This is a genomic window from Neisseria sicca (genome assembly GCF_003044565.1).
GTDB lineage: Bacteria > Pseudomonadota > Gammaproteobacteria > Burkholderiales > Neisseriaceae > Neisseria > Neisseria sicca_A.
The window spans coordinates 74164-101112 of record NZ_POXG01000004.1; the positions used below are offsets into that span (position 1 = coordinate 74164).

20 protein-coding genes are annotated in these 26949 nt (G+C 51.6%); 5 read left to right on the plus strand and 15 right to left on the minus strand.

All coding sequences use genetic code 11. From position 1 onward, the window contains the following. Nucleotides 1-193: 193 nt before the first annotated feature. Genes DBZ16_RS09570 through minC form a run of 4 tightly spaced genes read right to left on the minus strand, consistent with a single transcriptional unit; the run spans nucleotide 194 to nucleotide 2947 of the window. On the minus strand, nucleotides 194-1114 hold the full coding sequence (locus tag DBZ16_RS09570) for a hydrogen peroxide-inducible genes activator (protein ID WP_049230000.1): 921 nt from the start codon (nucleotides 1112-1114) through the stop codon (nucleotides 194-196). 3 nt (nucleotides 1115-1117) lie between these two features. Beyond that, nucleotides 1118-1393 (minus strand): cell division topological specificity factor MinE, encoded by a 276-nt coding sequence (gene minE, locus DBZ16_RS09575; RefSeq protein WP_003765670.1) that lies wholly within the window; start codon nucleotides 1391-1393, stop codon nucleotides 1118-1120. 3 nt (nucleotides 1394-1396) lie between these two features. Then, on the minus strand, nucleotides 1397-2212 hold the full coding sequence (gene minD, locus DBZ16_RS09580) for a septum site-determining protein MinD (RefSeq protein WP_003762203.1): 816 nt from the start codon (nucleotides 2210-2212) through the stop codon (nucleotides 1397-1399). Between the two features lie 30 nt (nucleotides 2213-2242). After that, the gene (minC, locus tag DBZ16_RS09585; protein ID WP_003762201.1) at nucleotides 2243-2947 is read right to left on the minus strand and encodes a septum site-determining protein MinC; all 705 of its coding nucleotides are present in this window, start codon (nucleotides 2945-2947) and stop codon (nucleotides 2243-2245) included. A gap of 636 nt (nucleotides 2948-3583) precedes the next feature. Here minC and DBZ16_RS09590 point away from each other — a divergent pair. Next, complete coding sequence (locus tag DBZ16_RS09590) at nucleotides 3584-5605, plus strand: OPT family oligopeptide transporter (protein WP_107813821.1); 2022 nt, start codon at nucleotides 3584-3586, stop codon at nucleotides 5603-5605. 769 nt (nucleotides 5606-6374) lie between these two features. Here the strand turns inward: DBZ16_RS09590 and DBZ16_RS09605 are convergent. Then, on the minus strand, nucleotides 6375-7433 hold the full coding sequence (locus DBZ16_RS09605) for a hypothetical protein (RefSeq protein ID WP_240600343.1): 1059 nt from the start codon (nucleotides 7431-7433) through the stop codon (nucleotides 6375-6377). Nucleotides 7434-7775: 342 nt separating this feature from the next. Between DBZ16_RS09605 and lysS the strand changes: the two genes are divergently transcribed. Further along, the gene (gene lysS, locus DBZ16_RS09615) at nucleotides 7776-9287 is read left to right on the plus strand and encodes a lysine--tRNA ligase (protein ID WP_107813824.1); all 1512 of its coding nucleotides are present in this window, start codon (nucleotides 7776-7778) and stop codon (nucleotides 9285-9287) included. A 311-nt stretch (nucleotides 9288-9598) separates the two neighbouring features. On the opposite strand, the gene carB is transcribed toward lysS, so the two are convergent. Together carB and DBZ16_RS15085 are read right to left on the minus strand one after the other, a co-directional pair. Further along, complete coding sequence (gene carB, locus DBZ16_RS09620) at nucleotides 9599-12814, minus strand: carbamoyl-phosphate synthase large subunit (protein ID WP_107813825.1); 3216 nt, start codon at nucleotides 12812-12814, stop codon at nucleotides 9599-9601. A 99-nt stretch (nucleotides 12815-12913) separates the two neighbouring features. After that, nucleotides 12914-13651 carry a hypothetical protein gene (locus tag DBZ16_RS15085; protein WP_159070319.1) on the minus strand — a complete coding sequence of 246 codons (738 nt, stop codon included), beginning with the start codon at nucleotides 13649-13651 and terminating at the stop codon, nucleotides 12914-12916. 145 nt (nucleotides 13652-13796) lie between these two features. Here DBZ16_RS15085 and DBZ16_RS15420 point away from each other — a divergent pair, with 145 nt between their 5' ends. Beyond that, entirely contained in the window at nucleotides 13797-14081 is a 285-nt protein-coding gene (locus DBZ16_RS15420) for a hypothetical protein (protein ID WP_167390287.1), read from the plus strand. 1564 nt (nucleotides 14082-15645) lie between these two features. On the opposite strand, the gene DBZ16_RS09640 is transcribed toward DBZ16_RS15420, so the two are convergent. The 5 genes from DBZ16_RS09640 to carA form a co-directional block, all read right to left on the minus strand. Further along, a complete protein-coding gene (locus DBZ16_RS09640) occupies nucleotides 15646-16035 on the minus strand; it encodes an endonuclease domain-containing protein (protein ID WP_107813826.1) in 390 nt (129 codons plus the stop codon). A 279-nt stretch (nucleotides 16036-16314) separates the two neighbouring features. Beyond that, complete coding sequence (locus tag DBZ16_RS09645) at nucleotides 16315-16689, minus strand: hypothetical protein (RefSeq protein ID WP_107813827.1); 375 nt, start codon at nucleotides 16687-16689, stop codon at nucleotides 16315-16317. 73 nt (nucleotides 16690-16762) lie between these two features. Then, nucleotides 16763-16897, minus strand: a complete 135-nt coding sequence (locus tag DBZ16_RS16530) for a hypothetical protein (RefSeq protein WP_276308308.1) — start codon at nucleotides 16895-16897, stop codon at nucleotides 16763-16765. 72 nt (nucleotides 16898-16969) lie between these two features. After that, complete coding sequence (locus DBZ16_RS09650; RefSeq protein ID WP_107813828.1) at nucleotides 16970-17227, minus strand: SemiSWEET family transporter; 258 nt, start codon at nucleotides 17225-17227, stop codon at nucleotides 16970-16972. A 79-nt stretch (nucleotides 17228-17306) separates the two neighbouring features. Beyond that, a complete protein-coding gene (carA, locus tag DBZ16_RS09655; protein WP_107813829.1) occupies nucleotides 17307-18434 on the minus strand; it encodes a glutamine-hydrolyzing carbamoyl-phosphate synthase small subunit in 1128 nt (375 codons plus the stop codon). 387 nt (nucleotides 18435-18821) lie between these two features. Here carA and pilC point away from each other — a divergent pair, with 387 nt between their 5' ends. Continuing rightward, the gene (gene pilC, locus DBZ16_RS09660) at nucleotides 18822-22067 is read left to right on the plus strand and encodes a PilC family type IV pilus tip adhesin (protein WP_107813830.1); all 3246 of its coding nucleotides are present in this window, start codon (nucleotides 18822-18824) and stop codon (nucleotides 22065-22067) included. Between the two features lie 89 nt (nucleotides 22068-22156). Here the strand turns inward: pilC and DBZ16_RS09665 are convergent, their stop codons facing one another. Together DBZ16_RS09665 and DBZ16_RS09670 are read right to left on the minus strand one after the other, a co-directional pair. Then, a complete protein-coding gene (locus tag DBZ16_RS09665; RefSeq protein ID WP_276308309.1) occupies nucleotides 22157-23419 on the minus strand; it encodes a sulfate ABC transporter substrate-binding protein in 1263 nt (420 codons plus the stop codon). A gap of 60 nt (nucleotides 23420-23479) precedes the next feature. Further along, nucleotides 23480-24067, minus strand: a complete 588-nt coding sequence (locus tag DBZ16_RS09670) for a YdcF family protein (protein ID WP_107813831.1) — start codon at nucleotides 24065-24067, stop codon at nucleotides 23480-23482. A 317-nt stretch (nucleotides 24068-24384) separates the two neighbouring features. Here DBZ16_RS09670 and trpC point away from each other — a divergent pair, with 317 nt between their 5' ends. After that, nucleotides 24385-25167, plus strand: a complete 783-nt coding sequence (trpC, locus tag DBZ16_RS09680; RefSeq protein WP_107813833.1) for an indole-3-glycerol phosphate synthase TrpC — start codon at nucleotides 24385-24387, stop codon at nucleotides 25165-25167. A gap of 75 nt (nucleotides 25168-25242) precedes the next feature. Here the strand turns inward: trpC and DBZ16_RS09685 are convergent, their stop codons facing one another. Next, nucleotides 25243-26886 (minus strand): ABC1 kinase family protein, encoded by a 1644-nt coding sequence (locus DBZ16_RS09685; protein WP_107813834.1) that lies wholly within the window; start codon nucleotides 26884-26886, stop codon nucleotides 25243-25245. Nucleotides 26887-26949: the final 63 nt, after the last annotated feature.

Sequence of the window (26949 nt, forward strand, 5' to 3'; positions counted from 1 at the left end):
TGATTGGAAATGGGTGGAAGCCTTGCCTTACTCAAGTTCGCAGGAAACCGTGTTTTAAGGTATCAAGTGCCAAGTCTATCGATTCTAGCAACTCAAATAATCTGCACAGTTTGCAGCGTATCCATTTGTTAAGGTACAAATAAAGCAGGCTGCCGAAACCAATCGGCAGCCTGCTCCTAGCATTCAATGCGCTTTACTCTTGGACAAAAGTAACGCCGTGAAGATGGGAATTGAGGATGGCGGTCCGCAAAGCAGTCAATGCTTTGGGGCGGACGAAGTTCCGACGGTATGCCAAAACGACGCGGCGGTGCGGTACGGAGCCTGAAAACGGGATGATGCTGAACAACAAATGGTCGTTTTCGGTCAGTGCGGTAGCGGGCATGACGCTGATGGCGAGACCGCTGGCAACCATGTGGCGGATGGTGTTGATGGAGCTGCCTTGCAGGGTGTTGGTCAGACCTTGGATTTTCTGCTTGGCGGCAAGTTCGGAACAGCTTGATAAAACTTGATCGCGCATACAGTTGCCTTCAGTCAGCAACAAAACCTGTTCTTCGCCCAACATCTGCGGAGTAACGGCATCGAGTTCTTCGAAATGGTGTCCTTTAGGGACGATGACGAAGAAAGGCTCGTCATACAAAGGCTCGGTGACGATACCAGGCTCTTGGAAGGGTTCTGCGACTACGATGGCATCGACGTCGCCGCGTTTGAGCGATTCGGTCAGGATGTGCGTGTAGTTCTCTTCAAGCATCAGGGGCATTTTCGGCGCGGTTTCGCGCAGGGAAATGATGAGCTTGGGCAGAAGGTAGGGGGCGACGGTAAAAATCAGACCGAGTTTGAATGCGCCTTCCAATTCGTTTTGCTCTTCGCTGGCAAGGTGCTTGATCAGCTCGGCTTCTTCCAGCACGCGGCGGGCTTGGGCAACGATGCGTTCGCCCGCTTCAGTGGTGATGATGTCGTTGCTGCTGCGGTCAAACAGGGATACCGACAGCTCTTCTTCCAGCTTTTTGATGGCGATGGAAAGGGTGGGCTGGCTGACAAAGCAGCGGCGCGCGGCGCGTCCGAAATGACGCTCCTGCGCGACGGCTACGATGTAACGCAATTCGGTCAAGGTCATGTGTTAAGCCTTTTTCTGTTCCGTTTTTTGTTCAGGCAGGGTGATGTTCAATTCGAGAACGTCCATACCATCCTGTTTTTCTTGGGAAATGCGGATGTCGTCCAAAGAAACGTTGACGTATTTGGACAATACTTCCAGCAATTCTTTACGCAGGGTAGGCAGATAGTCGGGGGCTTGACCTTCTTGGGCGCGCTCTTGTGCAATGATGATTTGCAGGCGGTCGCGTGCAACGGCGGCGGTTTTCGGTTTTCTGCCGAACAACATATCCATTAATGACATGACTTAGCCTCCGAACAGCCGTTTGAAGAAGCCTTTTTTCTCGGCTTCAAGGAAACGCATTTCACGGTTTTCACCCAAGAGGCGCGCGATAACGTCTTTGTAGGCTTCTGCGGCAGTCGCACTGTCTTGGTGGATGACGGGTTCGCCGGCATTGGACGCTTGCAGGACGTTTTGCGATTCGGGAATGACGCCGATGAGCGGGATGCGCAAGATGTCGCAAATGTCTTGTACGGACAGCATTTCGCCTTTGTTGACGCGCTCGGGCGAGTAGCGGGTAATCAGCAGGTGTTCTTTGACCGTGCCGCCTTGTTCGGCTTTGCGGGATTTGCTTTGCAGGATGCCCAAGATGCGGTCGGAGTCGCGGACGCTGGATACTTCGGGGTTGGTGGTGACGATGGCTTCGTCGGCGAAGTAGAGCGCCATCAATGCGCCTTGTTCGATACCGGCGGGGGAGTCGCAGATGATGTATTCGAATCCCATTTTGTCACTACTCAATTCCTGCATGACTTTCTCAACGCCTTCACGGGTCAGCGCGTCTTTATCGCGGGTTTGCGATGCGGGCAGGATGAAGAGATTTTCGCAGTTTTTGTCTTTAATCAGAGCCTGGGTAAGTGTGGCTTCGCCTTGGATAACGTTAACCAGGTCGTAAACGACGCGTCGTTCGCAACCCATAATCAAGTCGAGGTTGCGCAAGCCGACGTCAAAGTCGATGACGGCTGTTTTGTGGCCGCGCAGAGCCAGTCCGGTTGCGATACTGGCGCTGGTCGTGGTTTTGCCTACGCCGCCTTTGCCTGAAGTTACTACGATGATTTTTGTCACGATGTTTCCTTTATCAAATGCTTGGAATGGTTAATCTGTGTCGATTGCGCTGATAACCAGGCGGTTGTCTTGCAATGAAACCTGTACGGCTTTTTTGTGCAGGTGGTCGGGCAGGTCTTGTTCGAAATTGCGGTAGATGCCCGCTACGGAGACCAGTTCCGCCTGCATGGAGTGGATGAAGATGCGCGCGTTGGTGTTGCCTTTCGCGCCTGCCAGAGCCCTGCCGCGCATGGGCGCATAAATATGAATGTTTCCGTCGGCAATGAGTTCCGCACCTTGGCTGACGATGCCGGTTACGATAAGGTCGCCGTTTTCCGCGTAAACCTGTTGTCCGGTGCGGACGGGGGTGCTGATGAGGACGGTCGGGTTGCTGATGACCGTTGCCTGAACGGGTGCAGGCTCTTGGTTGATTTTGGGCTGTTGCGGCTCGGATTTGTCGCTACGGCTGAAAACCAAATGGTAACGTGCTGCGAAGGATGCCCAATATTCGCTTTCGTGGCGCAGCCCCAGAATCTGCATGCCGTAACGGGCGAAAAGGGAAATCATGGAACCGATGTCCAATGACTCAGGATGGTCAAAATCCTGCACATCCAAAACGAAGGGGACGACATCCAATTCTTGGTATTGACCGGCGCGTTGGCGCAAAAATTCTTCCAGTTCGGTCAAGTCTGCGGTATGCAGGTGAATAGCCAGCACGTCAAGCCGGGCTGACTTTATGTCGAAGGCGGGTTTCATAATAGTGAGTAAATCATAAAATTTTTTAATTGTATAAGTTTACCGCGTAAATCTTGGCTATTCAATCCGTTTGGGCCGTCTGAAGTGAAATTTCCCGTATCTATCAGGTTGAAATCACGGCTGGAACGCGATTGCAAGCCGATTGCAAGGTTTTGTCATGAAATGACGTTATCTTTAAAATTGTTTGAAGTGGCGTAAAAGCGACAATAGGTCGTCTGAAATCCGGAGCAGGCTCTGAATCTGAACGATCCGTCAACGGAAGGAACAGATTTTTTTATAAAGGACGGTCGGTTATTGAAGGAATAAATGGTGGGATTCGGAGGTTTTTCAGGTTTGGGTGAGGCGATTTGAACCGCTAAGGTCGTCTGAAAATGCGGCCACCGGTTTCAGACGACCTTTTATAGTGGATTAAAATAAAAATGAGACAAGGCGGCAGCGCCCGCCGTGTACGGGTAGTACATAAGGGCGTTGGCAACGCCGTATCATTGCAATTTTAATCCACTATACTTTTCCGCTTTCTTTGCACATTCTTTGTCTAACTTGACATTTCCTTGCCGCCGCAACACCATAAAGGCAGAATCGGCAGCCGGTTCGAACCTGCCGTAGAGTTTTTTATCAACCGAAAGGCTATCCACGATGACACAATCCACTCACGATCCTTATGCGGATTGCCGCGAGCTGACGCTTCGGGGCATGATACTCGGTGCGCTGATTACCGTGATCTTTACCGCGTCGAACGTTTACCTCGGCTTGAAGGTCGGTCTGACCTTTGCTTCGTCGATTCCGGCGGCAGTGATTTCGATGGCGGTTTTGAAGTTTTGCAAAGGCAGCAATATTTTGGAAAACAATATGGTGCAGACGCAGGCTTCGGCGGCGGGTACGCTTTCGACCATCATCTTCGTCCTGCCCGGTTTGCTGATGGCGGGCTACTGGAGCGGTTTCCCGTTTTGGCAGACGACGCTTTTATGTATTGCCGGCGGGATTTTGGGGGTGATTTTTACCATTCCGCTGCGTTACGCGATGGTGGTGAAAAGCGAGTTGCCTTATCCCGAAGGCGTGGCGGCGGCGGAGATTTTGAAAGTCGGCAGCCACGAGGAGGAAGGCCGTCAGGGTGGCAGCGGCATTAAAGAGCTGGCGGCAGGCGGCGCGTTGGCGGGCTTTATGAGCTTTTGTTCCAACGGTTTGCGCGTGATTGCCGACAGCGCGAGTTATTGGTTTAAAAGCGGCACGGCGATTTTCCAACTGCCGATGGGCTTTTCGCTGGCATTGTTGGGCGCGGGCTACTTGGTCGGGCTGACGGGCGGTATCGCCATCCTGCTGGGTATTTCGATTGCTTGGGGCATTGCCGTGCCGTATTTTTCATCGCACATTCCGCAGCCTGCCGATATGGAAATGGCGGCGTTTGCGATGAAGCTGTGGAAGGAAAAAGTACGCTTTATCGGCGCGGGTACCATCGGTATCGCGGCGGTTTGGACGCTTTTGATGCTGCTTAAGCCGATGCTGGAAGGCCTGAAAATGTCGTTCAAGAGTTTCGGCGGCGGTACGCCCGCTGCGGAACGCGCCGAACAGGATTTGTCACCTAAAGCCATGATTTTTTGGGTATTGTCCATGATGCTGATTTTGGGCGTATCGTTTTATCACTTTATCGGCGATTCGCACATTACGGGCGGCATGGCTTGGCTTTTGGTGGTCGTTTGTACGCTTTTGGCTTCCGTCATCGGCTTTTTGGTCGCCGCCGCCTGCGGTTATATGGCGGGTTTGGTCGGTTCGTCTTCCAGCCCGATTTCGGGCGTGGGCATCGTTTCCATCGTTATCATTTCGCTGGTGTTGTTGGTCGTGGGCGAATCCGGCGGCTTGATGGCGGATGAAGCCAACCGCAAATTCTTGCTGGCTCTGACCTTGTTCTGCGGTTCGGCAGTGATTTGCGTGGCTTCGATTTCCAACGACAACCTGCAAGACTTGAAAACCGGCTACCTGCTCAAAGCAACGCCTTGGAGACAACAGATTGCGTTGATTATCGGCTGTATCGTCGGCGCATTCGTCATCTCGCCCGTGTTGGAACTGCTCTACGAAGCCTACGGCTTTACCGGCGCAATGCCGCGCGAAGGCATGGACGCGGCGCAGGCTTTGGCGGCTCCCCAAGCAACTTTGATGACGACCATCGCGTCAGGTATTTTCGCCCACAACCTTGAATGGGCGTACATCTTCACCGGTATCGCGATCGGCGCGGTGTTGATCGTCGTCGATTTGGTGTTGAAAAAATCGTCCGGCGGCAAACGCGCACTGCCTGTCCTCGCAGTCGGCATGGGCATCTACCTGCCGCCGTCCGTCACTATGCCTATCGTGATCGGCGCAGTGTTGGCGGCGGTGTTGAAACACATCATCGGCAAGCAAGCGGAAAATCGTGAAGGTCGTCTGAAAAACGCCGAACGCATCGGAACCTTGTTCTCCGCCGGTTTGATTGTCGGCGAAAGCCTGGTCGGCGTAGTGATGGCATTCATTATCGTCTTCTCCGTAACCAACGGCGGCTCCGACGCCCCGCTTGCGCTGGGTCTGGAAAACTGGGAAACCACCGCATCCTGGCTGGGACTAGCATTCTTCATCACAGGCATGGTGTTCTTCGCCCAACGCGTGTTGAAAGCAGGACGCGTCAAGTAAGTTGGGTTTGAAAATAAAGAGGTCGTCTGAAAACTTAGGATTCAGGTTTTCAGACGACCTTGTTTTTATCTGTAACCCGCCCCCTCTCCCGTCCGGTGGGAGAGGGCTGGAGAGAGGGCGGCTCTACGGGGCAAACGAATTTGATTTTACCCCAAGCCATAGAACCACCCCCATCCTAACCTTCCCCCGCCGGACGGGGGAAGGGACAGGTTGCTGTTGCTGCAACGAGTAGCGTGGGCTTTGCCCACGAGATGAAAGCAAATTCAATTATTGTCTAATTTGAATGGTTAAGTAGTGGATTTCGTGGGCAAAGCCCACGCTACTTGAGTTATCCCAAGCACGCGTTGATTGAACAAACGAGGTCGTCTGAAAACGAGCGTGAACGAGTTTACTAAAACCGGTTTTCACGTTTTCAGACGACCTGATTTTTACTTGCAACCTGCCCCCTCTCCCGTCTGGCGGGAGAGGGCTGGGGAGAGGGTGGTTCTACGGGTCAAACGAATTTGATTTTACCTAGACCCACAAAGCCACCCCCATCCTAATCTTCCTCCGTCGGACGGGGGAAGGGACAAGTTGCCGTTGCTGCAATCCGTAGCGTGGGTTCTACCCACGAAATCAGTGAAACGTGACCATCCAATTCAGTTTTTAGAAGATAGATTTCGTGGGCAAAGCCCACGCTACAAACTGGCGTGGATTAAATAAAAGGTCGTCTGAAAACTCAACTTCCAAGTTTTCAGACGACCTTTTGTGTCACGACAAGATAGTCGGCTTATGCTACTGAATTTTGATGAATCAGGCAGCCCATATAGAGATTGCCGTCTTTCTGCCAGCCGAACAATTGGTTTTGCTGGTCGCTGTTTTCAGCCATCAAGCCCAAAGTCAGCCAGTGGCTTTCTCGTGGAAGCTGACCGGTATAGGGTTCGGGCGTGTGTATGAGGGGCAGATCGAAATTATCGTTCCAGCTGACGCCTGCTTGGCGAAGTTTGCCGACGTATTGCTGCGTATCTTTAGGCGGTGCGGTAAACCAGGCGGCATGGACGGTGCGGTTTTTCAAAGCGTAATCGGCGTAATGTCCGAACGCTTTGTTTTGTGCCGTTTCATCGGACAAGGAGATGGCAATCGGACGCTGCAAAACTGCTTTGACGGGCAATTTATTCTGTTTGGCGGCATAAGGCGAGGCAAACACCAGCCAAGTCGCGTTTTCCGTAAACTCGGCATCTGAAGCGTCTTCGTTCAGCCATGCCGAAAAAATCACATGGATGCCTTCAAATTGGCGGTTTTCCACCCACTCACCCATCAAGCTTTCGCCATCAGACAGAGGCTTGATGGTCGCGCGGACACCCGCCATTTCGGCGATTTCTTCAAATCTTTGCTGCCAGTTCAAATACGCTTCTTCATCCGGCGCATCGATGTGCAGGGTCACAGGCAGCCGATACTCCGCCAATTCGCTCAATTTTTGATAAAAATGTTCGGCAACGTAAGGATAGCCGCTGCGCCACAGGTCCTCGTCTTCGTCACGCGGAAACAGAAACAGGTCAGCATTTCGTCCGCCTGACGCTTGGGTAATGACGTCCGGCAGCGACAAGGGTTCGGGCAGGATGGTATGCGAATCGACCAACACGATGCTTCTCTGCGCCCAATCCGTCCATTTTTTGCGGATATTTGATTTTTCGGTTTCCCAAGCATCTGCCGCCGCGCTGCGGTTCATCGACAAGATAAAGCGGTACAGCAAAGCCGCGCCCCAAACGCCAACAGGTATCAACAGATAAAACGGACTGATTTTCAGCCACAACACAACAATCAACGCCGCAATGAAAAGCAAAGCCAATACCGTCAGCCATACCCAAGGGGGTATTCCACTTGCTGTTTTTGCGGGCGACGATGGTATCGGGGATATCAGGAATAGACCAGTACATAATCTTCAGATATTGATTTGAAATAAATGGAATGAGTATAACAGCAAAAAAGCCAAATGTTTTTTCAAACTTGATTTCAGGTATCTTTTTCCCACCAAACGGATTGACCGAAAATCCCTGCCCGATGTTTTTCAGACGACCTTTTGAGCCGGATAGAAAAAAACACCGACATCGCGTAAAATATGCGCAAATTTTGTGATTCAATCAGGTCGTCTGAAACAGATTGCGCCTGATTTATTTTTCCGGAAAACACCATGAGCGAACAAAACAATCCGCAAACCGAGCCGCAGTTGGACGAAAACCAAATCATCGCCCTGCGCCGCGAAAAACTGCATAACATCCGCCAACAGCGCAACGCCTATCCCAACGACTTCAAGCGCGATAGCTTTGCCGCCGATTTGCACGCCCAATACGGCGAAATCGGCAAAGAAGAACTCGACCCGCAAGCCGTTCCCGTCAAAATTGCCGGTCGCATGATGCTCAAACGCCAAATGGGCAAGGCGAGCTTCGCCACCATCCAAGACGTAACCGGCCAAATCCAGCTTTATCTGAACAACAAAGGCGTGAGTCAGGAAGTTTTGGACGATTTCAACCATTGGGACTTGGGCGACATCGTCGGCGCGGAAGGTACTTTGTTCAAAACCAACCACGGCGAATTGACCGTGCGTGTGTCCGACATCCGCCTGCTGTCCAAATCCCTGCGCCCGCTGCCCGACAAACACAAAGGCTTGAGCGATCAGGAAACCAAATACCGTCAACGCTACGTCGATTTGATTGCCAACGAAGAATCGCGCAATACGTTTATCAAACGCAGCCAAATCATCCAATCCGTGCGTAATTTCATGGTGAACGAGCATTATCTCGAAGTCGAAACCCCGATGATGCACCCAATTCCCGGCGGCGCGACGGCGAAGCCCTTCGTGACCCACCACAACGCTTTGGACATCCCGCTCTACCTGCGCATCGCCCCCGAGCTGTATTTGAAACGCTTGGTGGTCGGCGGTTTGGAGCGCGTGTTTGAAATCAACCGCAGCTTCCGCAACGAAGGCATGTCCGTACGCCACAACCCCGAATTCACCATGATTGAATTCTACGAAGCCTTCTCCGACTACGAACGCATGATGCAGATGGCGGAAGACATCATCCGCAACGCATCGCGCACGGTAAACGGCACGGCGAAAATCAGCTACAACGGCAAAGAAGTCGATTTGGAAAGCCCGTTTGAGCGCCTGACCATTCTCGACGCCATCAAAAAATATAATCCGCACTACACCGACGAGCAGTTGAACGATGCGGAGTGGCTGAAAAAAGAAATCGTCAAACACGGCGAAAGCCTGCCGCCGTCTCCCGGCATCGGCAGCCTGCAACTTGCCTTGTTTGAAGGTTGCGCCGAAAGCAAACTGTGGAACCCGACCTTCATTGTCGATTACCCGGTCGAAGTTTCCCCGTTGGCACGCGCTTCCGATACCAAACAAGGTCTGACTGAGCGTTTCGAATTGTTCGTTGTCGGTCGCGAGCTGGCAAACGGCTATTCCGAGTTGAACGACCCTGAAGACCAAGCTGAACGCTTCAAATCGCAAGTGGCGCAAAAAGATGCGGGCGACGACGAAGCCATGCACTACGACGCTGACTACATCCGCGCGATGGAATTTGGTCTGCCGCCGACAGGCGGTTGCGGCATCGGCATCGACCGCCTGGTAATGCTGCTGACCGATTCGCAAACCATCCGCGACGTGATTTTGTTCCCGCAAATGCGTCCTGAATAAGGTAGGCAGATAATAAAAAAGGTCGTCTGAAAACCGGAAAATTGGTTTTCAGACGACCTTTTGTTTAAGTTAAACTTGATTCGGTTTTTGTTTTTCAATTGTCTATGTAAGCTCCGTATGCTGTATGTACTGAGGTGGCCGCAAGTGGTTTTACCAGAGGTAACGGATCGCACGGTTGATGAGTTCGTAAACCATCCGCGATGTCTGTTCACGCAAATGTACCCCGAATAAAGTCAGCAAAGAAAAAGGTCGTCTGAAAGATAAGTCTTATTTTCAGACGACCTTTTGTTTAAGCTAAACCCGATTCAGATTCAGCCTCTGTTTTTCAACCGTCCATGCAACTCCTGCACGCTGTATACGCCCAAGTGATCGCGGCTTTTTGCGCCTTCACTCATGGCTTCGCCGCCGGCGATGGTGGTGTATTGCGGCACGCGTTGGGTGAGGGAGGTGCGGCGGATGCTGTGGCTGTCGGAGATGGATTGCGCCGAGCTGCTGACGGTGTTCACCACCAGTGCGATTTCGCCGTTTTTAATCGCGTCCACGATGTGCGGGCGGCCTTCCTGCACTTTGTTTACCGCTTGTACGATGATGCCGTGCTCTTTCAGGTATTCGGCGGTGCCGCGTGTGGCGCAGACGCCGTAGCCTAAGGCTTGGAAGTTTTGCGCGGTTTTGACGATGAGCGGTTTGTCTTCGTCGCGTACGGCGAGGAAGATTTTGCCGGTCGGGTTCAGGCGTTCGCCAGCGCCGAGTTGGGCTTTGTAGTAGGCTTCGCCGAAGCTTGCGCCTACGCCCATCACTTCGCCGGTGGAGCGCATTTCGGGGCCGAGGATGGTGTCCACGCCGGGGAATTTGATGAAGGGGAACACGGCTTCTTTAACGGCATAAAAATCGGGAACGACTTCTTTTTCCACGCCTTGCTCTTGCAGGGAAATGCCTGCCATGCAGCGCGCGCCGACTTTGGCGAGCGGCACGCCGGTGGCTTTGGAGACGAAGGGGACGGTGCGGCTGGCGCGCGGGTTCACTTCCAACACGAACACCACGCCGTCTTGCACGGCAAACTGTACGTTCATCAGGCCGACCACGCCCAGCGCGTACGCCATAGCTTTGGTTTGGCGGCGGATTTCGTCTTGGATTTCTTCGCTGAGCGAGTAGGGCGGCAGCGAGCAGCCGGAGTCGCCGGAGTGGATGCCCGCCTGTTCGACGTGCTGCATGATGCCGCCGATAACGACGTCTTTGCCGTCTGAAACGCAGTCCACATCGACTTCAATCGCGTTGTTCAGGAAGAAATCGAGCAACACGGGGCTGTCTTCGGATACCTGCACGGCTTCGCGCATGTATTTTTGCAGCTCTTCGGCGGAATGGACGACCTGCATGGCGCGGCCGCCGAGGACGTAAGACGGGCGCACGACCAGCGGATAGCCGATTTCTTCGGCTTTGACGAGCGCTTCTTCTTCGTTGTGGGCGATGCGGTTGGGCGGTTGGCGCAGGCCTAAGTCGTTCAACACTTTTTGGAAGCGTTCGCGGTCTTCGGCGGCGTCGATGCTGTCGGCGGACGTGCCGATGATGTTCACGCCGTTTTCAACCAGCGCGTTGGCGAGTTTAAGCGGGGTTTGGCCGCCGTAATGCACAATCACGCCCCACGGGTTTTCGGTGCGGACGATTTCCAACACGTCTTCCAGCGTCAGCGGCTCGAAATACAGGCGGTCGCTGGTGTCGAAGTCGGTGGACACGGTTTCGGGGTTGCAGTTGACCATGATGGTTTCAAAGCCCGATTCGCGCAGGGCGAGCGCGGCGTGAACGCAGCAGTAGTCAAACTCGATGCCCTGACCGATGCGGTTCGGGCCGCCGCCGAGAATCATCACTTTTTTACGGTCGGAAGGACGCGCTTCGCATTCCTCTTCGTAAGTGGAATAGAGATAGGCGGTTTCGGTGGCGAACTCGGCGGCGCAGGTATCGACGCGTTTATACACGGGATGCAGGTTCAGCGCATAGCGGTGTTCGCGCACTTCTTTTTCTTTTACACCCAAAAGCTGCGCGATGCGTTTGTCGGAGAAGCCTTTGCGTTTCAGACGACGTAAGGCGGCGAAATCCAAATCTTGCAGGCAGCCTGCACTTACCTGCTGCTCTTCTTTCACCAAGTCTTCGATTTGCGCCAAGAACCAAGGGTCGATGGCGCAGATTTCGTGGATTTCTTCCAGCGTGAAGCCCGCGCGGAACGCGTCTGCCACAAAGAGCATACGCTCGGGACCGGGGTTCGCCAGTTCACGGCGGATTTCCGCTTTGTCTTCGCTGCGCGGATTGAAGCCGCACAAGCCCGTTTCCAAGCCGCGCAAGGCTTTTTGGAAGCTTTCCTGAATCGTGCGGCCCATCGCCATCACTTCGCCCACCGATTTCATCTGCGTGGTCAGGCGGTCGTCTGCGGCAGGGAATTTTTCAAACGCAAAACGCGGGATTTTGGTTACGACATAGTCGATGGAAGGCTCGAACGACGCTGGCGTGCGGCCGCCGGTGATGTCGTTGCGCAACTCGTCCAGCGTAAAGCCGACCGCCAGTTTCGCCGCCACCTTCGCAATCGGGAAACCCGTCGCTTTGGAAGCCAGCGCGGACGAACGGCTCACGCGCGGGTTCATCTCAATCACAATCATCTCGCCGTTTTCAGGGTTCACCGCAAACTGCACGTTCGAGCCGCCCGTGTCCACGCCGATTTCGCGCAATACCGCCAAGCTTGCGTTGCGCATGATTTGGTATTCCTTGTCCGTCAGCGTTTGCGCCGGCGCAACCGTAATCGAGTCGCCGGTATGCACGCCCATCGGGTCGAAGTTTTCAATCGAGCAGATGATGATGCAGTTGTCGGCCTTATCGCGCACCACTTCCATCTCGTACTCTTTCCAGCCGAGAACGGACTGCTCAATCAACAGCTCATGCGTGGGCGATGCATCGAAACCGCGTTCGCAAATCGCCAAAAACTCGTCTTTATTGTAGGCAATGCCGCCGCCCGAACCGCCCATCGTGAAAGACGGACGAATCAGCGTCGGAAAGCCGACCTGTTCCTGCGCCGCCAAAGCTTCGTTCATCGTGTGGCAGACAAAAGATTTCGGGCAGGAGAGGCCGATTTTCTCCATCGCCTCCTTAAAGCGGCCGCGGTCTTCCGCCTTGTCGATCGCGTCTTCCGTCGCGCCGATCAGCTCGACATTGTATTTTGCCAACACGCCGTTGCGCGCCAAATCCAGCGCACAGTTCAGCGCGGTCTGACCGCCCATCGTGGGCAGAATCGCATCAGGCCGCTCCTTGGCGATAATCTTCTCCACCGTCTGCCACATAATCGGCTCGATGTAGGTAACATCCGCCATTTCAGGGTCGGTCATGATGGTGGCGGGGTTGGAATTCACCAGAATGACTTTATAGCCTTCTTCACGCAAAGCCTTACAGGCCTGTGCGCCCGAATAGTCAAATTCGCAGGCCTGACCGATAACGATAGGGCCGGCGCCGATGATAAGGATGGATTTTAGGTCGGTACGTTTGGGCATGGGATTACTCATTTAGTTGACTATTAAATAGAAATTCGTATTTACTATAAATTTCTTAGTTTATATGGTATTTGGTAGTTATTTTTTTGGATAAAAGTTCTATCTTGGTTTTGGTGTTGGTTTTGGTTTTGGTTCTGGTTCTGGTTTTGGTTCTGGTTCTGGTTTTAATCTTAGTTGTTGTAATTTTTTAATATCATTAACGGTATAACAACCACCATTATTACCTAAGATTAAAATATTAGAAAAATCGGTAGTGTTTTTTTTAGGTGCTTTACTTATGTCGCTGCCACCACTGCCGCTGCCACCTTCGCCACCTTCGCCACCTTCGCCACCTTCGCCACCTTCGCCATCTTCGTCATCATCACAGCCAGTATCTTGCACTCTTAATTGACCAAATTCTCCCAAATATTTAATAAAATCTTCCAAGAAAATTCCATTGTTAATCATTGCATCATATTTAATGTGTTCGCCACTCTTTCTTAAATATGACAAGTATTCTTTATGAAATAAATTTAATTTATTTTCTTCTTCATTTAATTCTGCATATACTATAAAGTGGCATTGATGATTTTGAATGCTCTCTATCTCTTTTAAGATGTCCTTATTACTTTTTTCCTTTGCCACCTTTTTAAATTTATTAAACTCTGCTGTTTGTGAATTATCGTTACGTTTAAATTCTATCAAAATAAATTTATCATCTTGACCTAAAATGGTATCAGAGGTTTGTTTCTCATAATTGCCATCAAGGGGGGCAATAAATTGAAATTCACGATGATTATTTATTACAAATTGATACTCGACAGTTTTTTCCCACCATACTGGATTGTTATCTGACATATCACTTTCCTTTCTATTTAGATCCATTAGTAGCAAGCGTAGGTTGGGTTGAAAACCCAACACAAATCGCTTAATTGTCTAAAATGTTGGGTTTGCTAATCCAACGTGCCATAGCCCACATGTAGGGTATGTGCGGTACGCATGCATGCGTTCCCCATTTTCCCTGCAACCCCAACCCACCGCGTGCGTGCCTTGCGGCACACACCCTACCGATGGGTTCAAAGGTCGTCTGAAAAAACGCTCGCGGCGTTTATTTCATCTGCTTGGCGATAAAAGGCTACCTGAAAAATTCCTGCTGTTGATATTTCGGGCATTCTTTTTCAGACGACCTACAACGCCTGAACCCGCTGCAACCCGCTCCCTCCCCCGTGGGGGAGGGTTGGGGAGAGGGTATTCCCCGAATTGCGGCAATCTTTCCCAAACACCTTAACCGCCCCAATACAAGCCTTGCGGCTTGTTGCCCTCTCTCTAACTCTCTCCCACGGGAGAGAGGACGGGCGGCTGTTGGGGTTAAGGGTTGCTGCAAGGAAAAAGGTTGTGTAGCAGCCTGCATGTAGGGTGTGTGCGGTACGCACGCACGCGTTCTCTATTTTCCCTGCAACCCCAACCCACCGCGCGCGTGCCTTGCGGCACACACCCTTCCGATGGGTTCAAAGGTTGTCTGAAAAAACGCTCACGGCGTTTGTTCCACCTGCCTTGCGATAAAAGGCTACCTGAAAAATTCCTGCTGTTGATGTTTCGGGCATTCTTTTTTCAGACGACCTGTAATACTTGAATCTGCTGCAACCTGCCCCCTCCCCCGTGGGGGAGGGCTGGGGAGAGGGCATTCCCAAAATGGCGGCAACCTTTCTCAACACCTAAATCTCCCAAATACAAGCCTTGCGGCTTGTTGCCCTCTCTCTAACTCTCTCCCACGGGGAGAGAGGACGGGGTGGCTGTTGGGGTTAAAGGTTCTGCAAGGAAAACAGGTTGTGCGGGCTGCTTTTTTTCTTTTCAGACGACCTTCAATCAACGGCAAATCCAAGAAAGCCGTAGCCCACATGTAGTGTGTGTGCGGTACGCACGCACGCGTTCTCCATTTTCCCTGCAACCCCAACCCACCGCGTGCGTGCCTTGCGGCACACACCCTACCGATGGGTTCAAAGGTCGTCTGAAAAAACGCTCGCAGCGTTTGTTACATCTGCCTTGCGATAAAGGCTACCTGAAAAATCCCTGCTGTTGATATTTCAGGCATTCTTTTTCAGACGACCTGCAACGCCTGAATTCGCTGCAACCCGCTCCCTCCCCTGTGGGGGAGGGTTGGGGAGAGGGCATTCTCCAAATTTTGGCGACCTTCCCCAACACCCTAACCGCCCAAATACAAGCCTTGCGGTTTGTTACCCTCTCTCTAACTCTCTCCCACGGGGAGAGAGGACGGAGTGGCTGTTGGGGTTAAGGGTTGCTGCAAGGAAAACAGGTTGTGTAGCAGCCCGCATGTAGGGTGTGTGCGGTACGCACGCACGCGTTCTCTATTTTCCCTGCAACCCCAACCCACCGTGTGCGTGCCTCGCGGCACACACCCTACCGATGGGTTCAAAGGTCGTCTGAAAAAAACGCTCGCGGCGTTTGTTCCATCTGCCTTGCGATAAAGGCTACCTGAAAAATTCCTGCCGTTGATGTTTCCGGCATTCTTTTTCAGACGACCTGCAACGCCTGAATCTGCTGCAATCTACCCCCTCCCCCGTGGGGGAGGGTTGGGGAGAGGGCATTCCCCGAATTTCGGCAACCTTCCCCAACACACTAACCGCTCAAAATACAAGCCTTGCGGCTTGTTGCCCTCTCTCTAACTCTCTCCCACGGGGAGAGAGGACGGGTGGCTGTTGGGATTAAGGGTTCTGCAAGGAAAACAGGTTGTGTAGGTTGCTTTTTTGCTTTTCAGACGACCTTTATAAATGCTCAATTCAGGCAGCCTGTATCCTATAATTTTCAATAATTTAATCAAAATCAGTCATCTGCTACCGTGCAGGCTGTTTTTCCAATTCCTGTAACACGCGCAGGATTTCCGCGAGCACATCGTTTGTCTGCTGCAAAATTTCGTGATTCCAAAAACGCAACACGGTAAAGCCCAAGCTGTTGAGATATGCCGTCCGTGCGTGGTCGTACGCGGCTTGTTCTGTGTGCTGCCCGCCGTCTGCTTCGACAATCAGCTTGGGCGTTACGCACATAAAATCAACAATATAATTTCCCATCGGCTGCTGGCGGCGGAATTTATAGCCGTTCAGACAGCCTGCCCGCAGGTGCTGCCACAAATTTGCTTCCGCCTCGCTCATTTCTTTGCGCATGGTTTTGGCGCGTTGATGCAGGGCGGGGTTGTCGGCGGTCAATAGTTTTTCGGGCAGGTTCATTTTTTATTATTGGGTGTGGGAAACACCTTGATGACAATCTTTTTTCAGTAAGTGTAGATTGGGTTAAAAAACATAAAACGCGTAATCGTATAAAAATGTTGGATTTGGCAACCAACCTACCTTGGAGGTCGTCTGAAAAATCTCAGCGTTTTGAAACCCCAAAAATTTCTGCCGCAATTATTGATATGTAGATCTTGGTGAGTTTCTTTCCGGTAATGTTGGGAACGCTATTTTGTTATTGTGTATTGGGTGGTGAGTGCTGAGTTGCCGAGTGGAGTTTTATTCTATGTCTATGATGGTTTGTACGCCTTCGAATATTTTGTTGGATAGGTTTTCTAGGCTTCTTGCGCCTTCATCGACCCTCGATCCTTTTTGCTTGAGGGCTTGGTCCATATAGATGCTGCTTGTCATGGCGGGTTCTTTCAGGCAGTGGTCTACGGAAAATTGCTCCAATTCTGCGGCGGTTGTGGGGATGGCGCATTCGGAATTGGCTATGGTTTTGCTGCTTTCGGATATGGTTTTGTGTATGCCTTGGGTGGCGGAATCGAAGATGTCCGCGCCGAGTTGGCTGATTTTTTTCAGGTCGATGGTTTTGTCACCTGCGAAGGCTGGGGCGCTGATAAGCAGGCAGAGGAGTAAAGCCGTTTTTTTCATGAAATTACCTTTATGGGTAGGTTTTCTTCAGGCGGTTTGACGGGCAAACCGCCTTGTGGTTTGGTGTAATGTATTAATGATTGTTTTGTCTTTGGTAGTCTTCATTCCATGCTTGTACGGCTGTATTGGTATCGCGTGCGACGGAATGGATGGTGTTGCACGCGGATAATGCGCCGATTAATGCGATAAACAAGGCTACTTTTTTCATAGGGTTAATCCTTATGTTGATGGTGGTGAGTAAGTCCGGCCAGTGTGTGACCGGCATGAAATCGGTATGGTTTTAAAGGCTGGTGAAAAATGTGACCAAGCCCAAAAAGATACCGGGAATGTTTGCCAGTATGATGGGGTAGTCGCGTTTTTCTTTCAAAAAGCCGTAGGCAACCCATAATGTGCAGTTGATGGCGGCGACGAGGGGTTGCAGCGGCGAGCCGGGGTTGCCCGCGAGGTTGTTTTGGATTTGCGGGATATAGGAAACGTACATACCTACGGCGGTCAGGGTGGCGACGACGGAGAGTACGCGCATTTGTTTTTCAGTCATGGGTTTTCCTTTCTGATTTGAGGGGGTTGGTTTTTCAGACGACGTTTTGAGTTGAGAGGTCGTCTGAAAAGGCGGCTTATTATTTTGCCGCTTTCATGTTGTCAATGAATTTGTCAAACAGATAGCCGACATCTTGCGGACCGGGGCTCGCTTCGGGGTGACCTTGGAAACAGAACACGGGTTTGTCGGTCAGCTCGATGCCTTGCAAGGTGTTGTCGAACAAGGATTTGTGGGTAATCCTTGCGTTGGCGGGCAGGGTGTCGGCATCGACGGCGAAACCGTGGTTTTGGCTGGTGATGACGACTTTGCTGCTGTCCAAGTCTTGAACGGGGTGGTTTGCGCCGTGGTGGCTGAAGTGCATTTTCAGGGTTTTTGCACCGATGGCGAGGCTGATGAGCTGGTGTCCCAAGCAGATGCCGAAGATGGGTTTGCCGCTTGCCATCAGTTTTTGCACGGCTTCGATGGCGTAGGTACAAGGCTCGGGGTCGCCTGGGCCGTTGGAGAGGAACACGCCGTCGGGATTGAGCGCCAACACGTCTTCCGCGCTGGTTTGGGCGGGGACGACGGTCAGGCGGCAGCCACGTGCGGCGAGCATACGTAGGATGTTGGTTTTCACGCCGAAATCGTAGGCGACGACGTGGAACGGCTGTTCGGCAGGGGTAACGAAACCTTTGCCCAGCGCCCATTCGCCTTCGGTCCATTCGTAGGCTTCTGTGCAGGAAACTTCTTTCGCCAAATCTTTGCCGACCATGCTGCCGAACGCGGCGATGAGTTCTTGCGCTTTTTCAACCGTGGCATCCGCGCCGGTCAAAATCGCGCCTCCTTGTGCGCCTTTTTCGCGCAGCAGCGTGGTCAGGCGGCGGGTGTCGATGTCGGCGATGGCGACGGTTTTACTGCGCACCAGATAGTCGTGCAGGCTTTCGGAGGCGCGGAAGTTGCTGTGCAGCAAAGGCAGGTCGCGGATAATCAAGCCTGCGGCATAAACGCTGCGGCTTTCTTCATCTTCGGCGTTGGTGCCGGTGTTGCCGATGTGGGGGTAGGTGAGGGTGACGATTTGTTTGCAGTAGGACGGGTCGGTCAGGATTTCCTGATAGCCGGTCATGGAAGTGTTGAACACGACTTCGCCGGAAGTCGAACCTTCGTAACCGATTGATGTGCCGTGAAATACGCTGCCGTCAGCGAGAACGAGAAGAGCCGGAGTGGTCATGATGAATCCTGTTTGCCTGATGATGGTCGGTTTGCAGAAACGGGCAGGGGTCGTCTGAAAATTGTTTACAAAAAAGACCGCCTGAGAAAATATCGGCTAAAAAAAAACACGCCCCGCAGCCTTGATTTTGCTGCGTAACGTGCTTTTTCAGGCATAGCTGCCTATGCCGTAGAAGCAATGCATTCTACGTCAAAAAGCCATATCGTTCAAGCTGTGGCTTGGCAACGGATTTTCCCTTTACAATCATGAAGTCTGTTTCATTTTCGCCATTGTTCGCCGCATCAGATAAAAAAAACAGCCCGAACCCCACATAAATGACATCGTAAATGTTAGAATCTCATTCCGAGAAAATAAAAACAACGTCATCATCCGTCAACCGACGATTTTATGAAAAAAGAACGCATTATGAAAAACAAACCTTCACGTTGCCCCGGCTCCATCCGTCCGATGATTTACAGCATCGCCTCCGCGCTCGCACTGATGGGGGCGGCATCACAAGCGCAAGCACAGTTTGCCAAAACCCCGCTTTATTTGCAAAACGAAAGCCAAATTACAGAGCAGCCGAAAGTCAAACATAACATTATGTTTTTTATTGATGATTCGGCGAGTATGGGTTCTATTGTACCTGGAGCCAGGGGGAAGAGGGGGGAACCTTTAAATAGGTTAGAAGTAACGAAAAATGCGCTAAATGATATTCTTGATCAATATAAGGATCAGTTTAACTGGGGGTTGCAGACGCTTCATAACAATGGTCGATCAGATGCTGATTTTTTCAGTTCTGACCCAGAGGCAATGAAAACGCGTGTCAACAAGATGAGTACTGGCTATGCAACCCCAGCAACACGCCGCTATTTTGAAATTGTCAGTACGATTGTTATGCCTAAGGTTGAGTACCGTTGTCAAAAATCGTATGTCGTCATGATGTCGGATGGCGATGCTAACTATAGCTCTTATTGTGGTAATTCTCCATATTGGCCAGATAGGACGATTTTTGATTATGATGCCCGTCGTTTTTATTATGCTGCTAAAGATTACAATTGGAGAGTTCATAATGCTTATGATAGTGAAGATTACCAGAAAGCATACGAATATTTCGGCGAACGAAAAGGGCAAGATAGGCTTTTACGTTGTATGAGGGCAGAGCCTTCCTACGATCAGTTTTGGGATCGCGGTAACGGTTTGGCCTTTTTCAGTAAAAAACTAGCAGAAAAAGATTTTAAAGTCGGTGGTAAGGATAAAGCGGGTAAGAGCTGGGATGGCGATCCAAATGATTTTGGGGACTACAAAAAGCAAACTGTTCAAACATTTACTGTAGGTTTTGGTGGCGATATTACCCTGGCAGGTGAAGATTATCTGAAGCGAGGCGCCAGTAAAAAAGAGTGGTATTACATTGCTAATAAATCAGAAACCTTACTTGAGGCATTCAAAACTATTACAGATACGATTAAAAATGATAGCCAAAGTGAACCGATTACTTTGGATGGCGGTACCGCTCCGGCAACTTCCAGCAGCGGTATTCCCGATTTGGCGGCAACCATCAAGCTGAATACCGGCTCTTGGAGCAGTCAGATTTTATTTAATAAATTGAATAATAGTGATGGTAGACGGGAAGGTACGGTTACCCAGCCTTCCTTTGGTAATCGTAAAACATTGATTAACACAGGTTCTAATACTTACTTTATCGACGCCATCCCTACCGATAAAGTCAACAATGCCTATTTCGGCATTGAGAATAGTGACAAAGACGAATGGAAAAAACTGCTCAATTGGACGGGTAGGGTCGGCAATGATGACAGTGCATACAAGCCTTACCGTGACCGTAAACCTGGAGAGCGTGATTTGGGCGATATTTTGGACGGTTCCGTTGCTGCAGTCGGTAATCAGGAGAATGGTCGCCGCAAATATTTGGTTGCCGCAGCCAACGACGGTATGGTGCATATTTTCCAAAGTACGGCAGGCGAACATCCTTATGATTTGAAAGTCAGCTATCTTCCTTCTGCGATGGAGCGCGAAAACGATGCGTCAGGCAACCCGATTACGCTTGCCAAAGTATTGAAAGACATTGCACATGCGGATTACGGAAAATCCATTGAAAACCATAAATACGGCGTAAATGGTGGCTTTACCCTGCGTCAGACTGCCGCAGCTGAACAAGGCAGTAAGTTTCAGCAACGTGTCTTTATGTTTGGCGCAATGGGACAAGGCGGACGTGGTGCATACGCTCTCAATATAGGCGGTAAAGAAGATCAAACCACCAATACCGGTATGGATGCGGCTGCTTGGAGCGATAAAGTTCCTTTGTTTGAAACGGCCAAAGGTAAAGACAATACTTTGGGCTTTACCATCGGTACGCCGCAAATCGGTCGTGTTTCCACCAAACGTGAAACTGACGGTAGTGCCAAACTGGATGAAAACATCCGTTACGCAGGCTTCCTCGCCAGTGGCTACGCAGCCGAAGAAAAAGATGCGACAGCCAACGAAACTGCGTTATATGTTTACGAAATGCTTGGTAAAGAAGTTGGTACAGGCGAGAAACGCGGTCAGGCTGCAGGAAAACCCGGTGATCAACTGGCGAAAATTGTCGTGAAGGGTGGTGTAGGCGGGCTGTCTACACCGACGTTGCTCGATACCGATTTTGACGGGGTTGTCGATTTTGCCTTTGCAGGCGACCGAGGGGGTAATATGTACCGCTTCGACCTGCGTGCTGCAAGCCCGAAAGATTGGACTGCGGTTAAAATTTTCTCCGGTTCACCAAACAAGCCGATTACCTCGGCTCCTGCCGTATCACGAAAAGGAGCTAAGGAATACGTCGTGATTTTCGGTACGGGTAGCGAGATTTACCAAAGTGATTTGAGCAATACTGAAACACAATCGATTTACGGTATTTTTCAAAAACTGGATAAAGCGCCGAAAGATCTTGCTGCAGATAAGACAAATCAAGATGTTGCCGAGCAAAACCTACGCAAGCAAACGATTACTGAGGTAGAGCAGTCATATAACGATGGAAACAATCAGCCACGAACCAGTAAGGCATTGTATCTGAGTAATGAAAAAATTGAAGAGACGCATAAAGGCTGGTTCATCAATCTAGGTTCTGGCGAGCGTGTCAGCATTAAGCCGACTATGATTCTGCGGACTGCCATCGTTACGATACGCAAGTACACTTCCGATGGCGGTAAGACTATCGGCAAGGAGGAAGCGGAAAAAGACTTGTGTATGCCTGTCAGCAACAATAAGTCAACCGTAACCAGCACAACCTTCCTCGGCATCAATGCTGATAACGGCGGTGCACTCAATAGCCGTAGCGCACGTTTTACGCCTGATATATTTAAGCGTGAATTGAGTGGTTTTGGTACGCAATACGCCAATGGTTTGACTCAAGAAGGTATTGTCAGCTTCACCTTTATCGATCCGAACAAGCGTACGGACGATCCTGTTACCGCCGATGGTGATAGCGGTGAAACCGGTACGGATAAAGAGCTTGGGTTGGGTTCTGGTACGCCCAACAATAGATGCTTCTCAGGCAAAGAGGGTGACCAACGCAGCTTGTTGCTGAATAATGCGCAATCACTGGAAGTGAAAGGCCGTATCTGTGGTCTGCAACGTATCAGCTGGCGCGAGCTGTTTTTCTGATTGGTTCGTGTAAGCGTATGAAGACCAAGAGGTCGTCTGAAAACTTGGAAACAGGTTTTCAGACGACCTTTGTTTTATCTAAGATGCAATCAGTTTTGCGGTCGGTAAATCTTATCGAATACGCCGCCGTCGTTGAAAAATCGTGCTTGCGCTTTGCGCCAGCCGCCGAAGGTTTCGTCGATGCCGACCAGTTTTAAATCTGGGAAGCGTGTTTTAAATTCGGTGCGTACGGTTTCGTCGGTGGGGCGGTAGAAATGGCGGGCGGCCATTCGCTGCGCTTCTTTGCTATACAGCATTTCCAAATAGGTTTTGGCGATTTGTTCCGTGCCTTTTTCTTTTGCTACTGCGCTGACCACGGCGACGGGCGGTTCGCACAGCATGGATATTGACGGCGTGATGATTTCAAATTGGTTCGGATTTTCCTGCAAGGCGAGGTGGGCTTCGTTTTCCCATACCAGCAAAACATCGCCTAATCCGCGCCGTGTAAAGGTAATGGTCGAACCGCGCGCGCCTGCGTCCATGACCGGCACGCGGCGGTAGAGTTCGGAGACAAACTGTTCTGCCGCCACATCTCCGCCTTTTTCTTGTGCGTATGCCCAAGCCGACAGGAAATTCCAGCGTGCACCGCCTGAGGTTTTCGGGTTTGCCGTGATGATTTGTACGTCGCCTTTGACCAAGTCGTCCCAGTCATGAATCTGCTTGGGGTTGCCTTTGCGTACCAGGAACACGATGGTCGAAGTGTAGGGCGTGCTGTTGTGCGGCAGGGCTTTTTGCCAATCTGCCGACAAGAGTTGTCTGCCTGCTTTGCTGTGATGGAGCGCGTCGATGTCGGATGCCAGCGCAAGCGTCACGACATCGGCTTTCAAGCCGTTTTGCACGGTCAATGATTGCTTGCCCGAACCGCCGTTGGAGAGGCGGATATCTGCTTCCTGTCCGTGTGTTTTTTGCCAGTAGTGTTGGAAAAACGGGTTGTATTCGCGGTAGAACTCGCGTGTCGGGTCGTACGATACATTCAACATGACGACGCGTTCGGGTTTGCCTTTCGACGTGCCGCCGGACTGCCCGCATGAGGCGAGCCACACCGTCGCGCCGATGAAGATAATGCCCAGCCATGATTTGAGTCCCATCATATTTTCCTTATCAGACAAATACTTGAGCGGGGAATATAACAAGGCGGACATCGCGCGGGAAATATTGTTTGCTTCTTTGGATATAACGGAAATGCGTTTGCGGCGATATGTGGCTTGGTGTTTGCAGTTATGGCGCTTGAAGGGATGAATAACGGAAAGGTCGTCTGAAAACGGATTTCGGTTTTCAGACGACCTTTTGTCAATGATGAACCATGCAGACAATGCCTAGCTGTGAACGCTGTTTGCCCAAGTCTAAAACTATTTGCTTCGGACGGACAGGATTCAGCGGTGCATAATCATGGCTTTAATCCACGCGGGTATTTCGCGAGAGAGTTTGCGCAGGTAATTGGGCGTGGAGTCGCCGCAGGAATCGGAAGCGTAAAACTGGACGTTTTTGTCTTTCAAATGACGGTTGACGAGCCACTCGGCGCGTGCGAGATGGAAGGCGTCGCTGACGATGATGACGTTGGATGCGTCTTGTAACAGCGGTGCGCTCAGGGCGATGTTTTCAAAAGTGCTTTCCGATTTGTTTTCGATGCGGATGTGTTCGGGCGGGATGCCCATTTCTATCGCCATAGATTGCATGGCTGCCGCTTCGTTGCTGCCGTCGCCGTCCGTGCCACCGCTCATCAGCAATCCGCTGACTTTGTTTTTACGGTAGAGGGCAACGCCTGCTTCAACTCGGGAACGCAGGCAGGGATTGGGCTTGCCGCGCCTGTTGACGGAATTGCCCAAGATGACGGCGATGTCGGCAGGTTTGATGTTTTGGGATGCTTTTTCTGCTTGGACGGCTTGGTAATGCAGCCAAGCCACGCTGGTCGCCCAGATGAGAAGAAGCGGGAGGAAGCCCCATATTATCGATCTTTTCATAAATGATTCCTTTGGGTGTGTCGGGTGTGTGCGGCGGGATATCGGTTGGATGGCGCGGCAGTGAAACATCATAGCATATGCGGGTTGTCTGACCGGCGAGACGGGATGGGCGGTAGATTTCGGTTGCGGGCGGGGTGGGTATGTTGTGTTGTCATCGCGGGGAGGTCGTCTGAAACCATCTTCTGTTTTTCAGACGACCTCGTAAATGTTAAGATAAACCGTTTTTCCCTTTACGGTATGGAAGGGCGCAAAATGCGGCGGCATCGGGTCGCTTGCTGTTTTGCGTGGTTCCGCCATGTATTGACCGAAAGCCATTTATGACCGATATCCTCAATAAAATCCTTGCTACCAAGGCCCAAGAAGTGGCCGCGCAAAAAGCGGCAGCACCGCTTGCGGAAGTCAAAGCGCAGTTGCGCGATGCCGAACCTGTGCGTGACTTTTTTGCTTCCATCCGCAATAAACACGCCCAAAACTTGCCTGCCATTATCGCGGAAATCAAAAAAGCCAGTCCCAGCAAAGGGCTGATAAGGCCTGATTTTCACCCTGCGGATATTGCGCGTGCTTATGAAAGCGCGGGGGCGGCGTGTTTGTCTGTGTTGACCGACGAAGTGTATTTCCAAGGTTCGCCCGAGTATTTGAAACAGGCGCGTTCGGCGGTCAGCCTGCCGGTGTTGCGCAAGGATTTCATTATCGACGACTATCAGATTTATCAGGCGCGCACATGGGGCGCAGATGCGGTTTTATTGATTGCGGCGGCTTTGGATGCCGCGCAGTTGGCGCATTTTGAAGCCGTTGCCCACGATTTGGGTATGACTGTGCTGCTGGAATTGCACGATCAATCCGAATTGGAAAAATGCCGTAACATGACCACGCTGCTTTGGGGTGTGAACAACCGCAATCTGCGGACTTTTGAAGTCACGCTCCAGCAAACTTTAGACCTGCTGCCCGATTTGTCGGGCAAAACGGTCGTCACGGAAAGCGGTATCCTAAACAAAGACGATGTGGACTTTATGCGTGGACACGGCGTGCATACGTTTTTAATCGGCGAAACCTTTATGCGTGCGGCGGATATCGAAGCCGAAGTGCGTAAGTTGTTTTAATGCCGTGCCGTAAGGCGTGTAAAGCACACAATATCTTGCCTGCTTTTGAGGCGGTTTGCTTCGGAAGCAGGCATTTTAGTGTTTCCCCGACCGCCACACCGACCAGATAATCCACAGACTGTTGGCGAAGGCGATCAGGTAGCCGACGAAGCCGATAAACTTGGGGCCGGTTTCTATACTCATGACGATGGACGAACCGATAATCAGGGCGGCGGTTACGATGCCCATGGTCAGGCGGTTGGCGGCGCTGTCGATTTGATGGCTGATGCGGTCTGACTGCTTGAGGTCTAGGGTGATGCCGAATTTGCCTTTTTGCAGCATTCTGGTCAGCCTGAAGAAGTCTTGCGGCAGCGACTCTGCCATTTGCAACAGGGTGCGCAGTTGCGTTTTGGCATTGCGGGCGATGTGGGCGGCGGAGGCTTGTTCTTTGACGGCGGCTTCGGTGATGGGTTTGGCGCGTTCGAGCAGTTCGACACTGCCGTCTAGCCGTTTGACGACGCCTTCGAGGGTGATGAGGGTTTTGAAGAGCATCACGAGGTCGCCGGGCAGGGTCAGCCCGTGGCGGCGCATGATGGAGGTGATGTCGTTGATGACTTGGCTGACGCGCAGATCGCGGACGGCGGTGTGTTCGTAGTTGAGCAGCATTTCCAAAACGTCTGCGCCGAGCAGGTTTTCGTCGGGTAAATCGCCCTGCGCCCAGTCGCTGAGGACGTATTGGATGAGCAGCGCGTCGTTGTTGGTCAGGGCGTTGATGAGGTTGAGGATTTCGCGGCGGCGGGTATTGCCGAGGTGTCCGACCAGCCCGAAGTCGATGAAGGTAATGCCGCCGTTGTCGTTGATGAAGATGTTGCCCGGATGAGGGTCGGCATGGAAAAAGCCTTGCCGCAGCATCATAGTGAAGAGTGTGTCGGTAATCCGTCCGGCAAGCGCGCTGCGCAGGGTGTGGGGCATGGTTTCGAGGTCGGCGTCTTTCAGCAGCGTGCCGCCGATGTAGTCTTGTACAAGGATGTGCCGGTTGGAAATGTCGGGATAGACGGCGGGGATACGAACCAAGGGGTTGTCTGAAAAGGTCTGACCGAAGCGCTGCATATAGCGCAGCTCTACCGATAAGTCGGTTTCTTTTGCCAAATTCTTGGCAAAATAGGCGACCATTAATACGGGCTGATAGCGGCGCACTTCGGGAATTTCGGATTCCATCAGTCTGGCGAGATGGTTCAAAATCCGTAAATCCGCCTGAATGACCGGCTCGATGTCGGGACGTTTGACTTTGACGGCGACGGCGGTTCCGTCTAAAAGTTCGGCGCGGTGTACCTGCGCTACCGACGCGCTGCCTGCGGGTTTCGGGTCTATGCTGCGGAACACTTCGGAAACGGGTTTGCCCAGATAGGCTTCGACCAAAGTATAGATTTCAGACGACGGTATCGGCGCGACGTTGCTTTGCAGTTGTTCAAACTCTTCAATCCACTCCGCCCCGAAAATATCAACCCGCGTGGACAATACCTGACCGAGTTTGACGAAGGTCGGCCCCAGCTCTTCAAACGCTTTGCGAAAGCGTCGCGGCGTACTCATATAACGGCTGTCGGGATGTACTTCGTCCCCGCCCGCCGCGCCCAAACGGATACGCTGAACAAAGCCGCCCAAGCCGTATTTCGTCAGTACGGTAATAATTTCGCGCATTCTGGAAAAGTCGCGCATAGCGAGCAGAGTGGGTATCATCATCAGTTGAGTGTCTTTGCAAATTTTTTTATAAACAACGCTTTAACGCAATATAACAGACGCTTT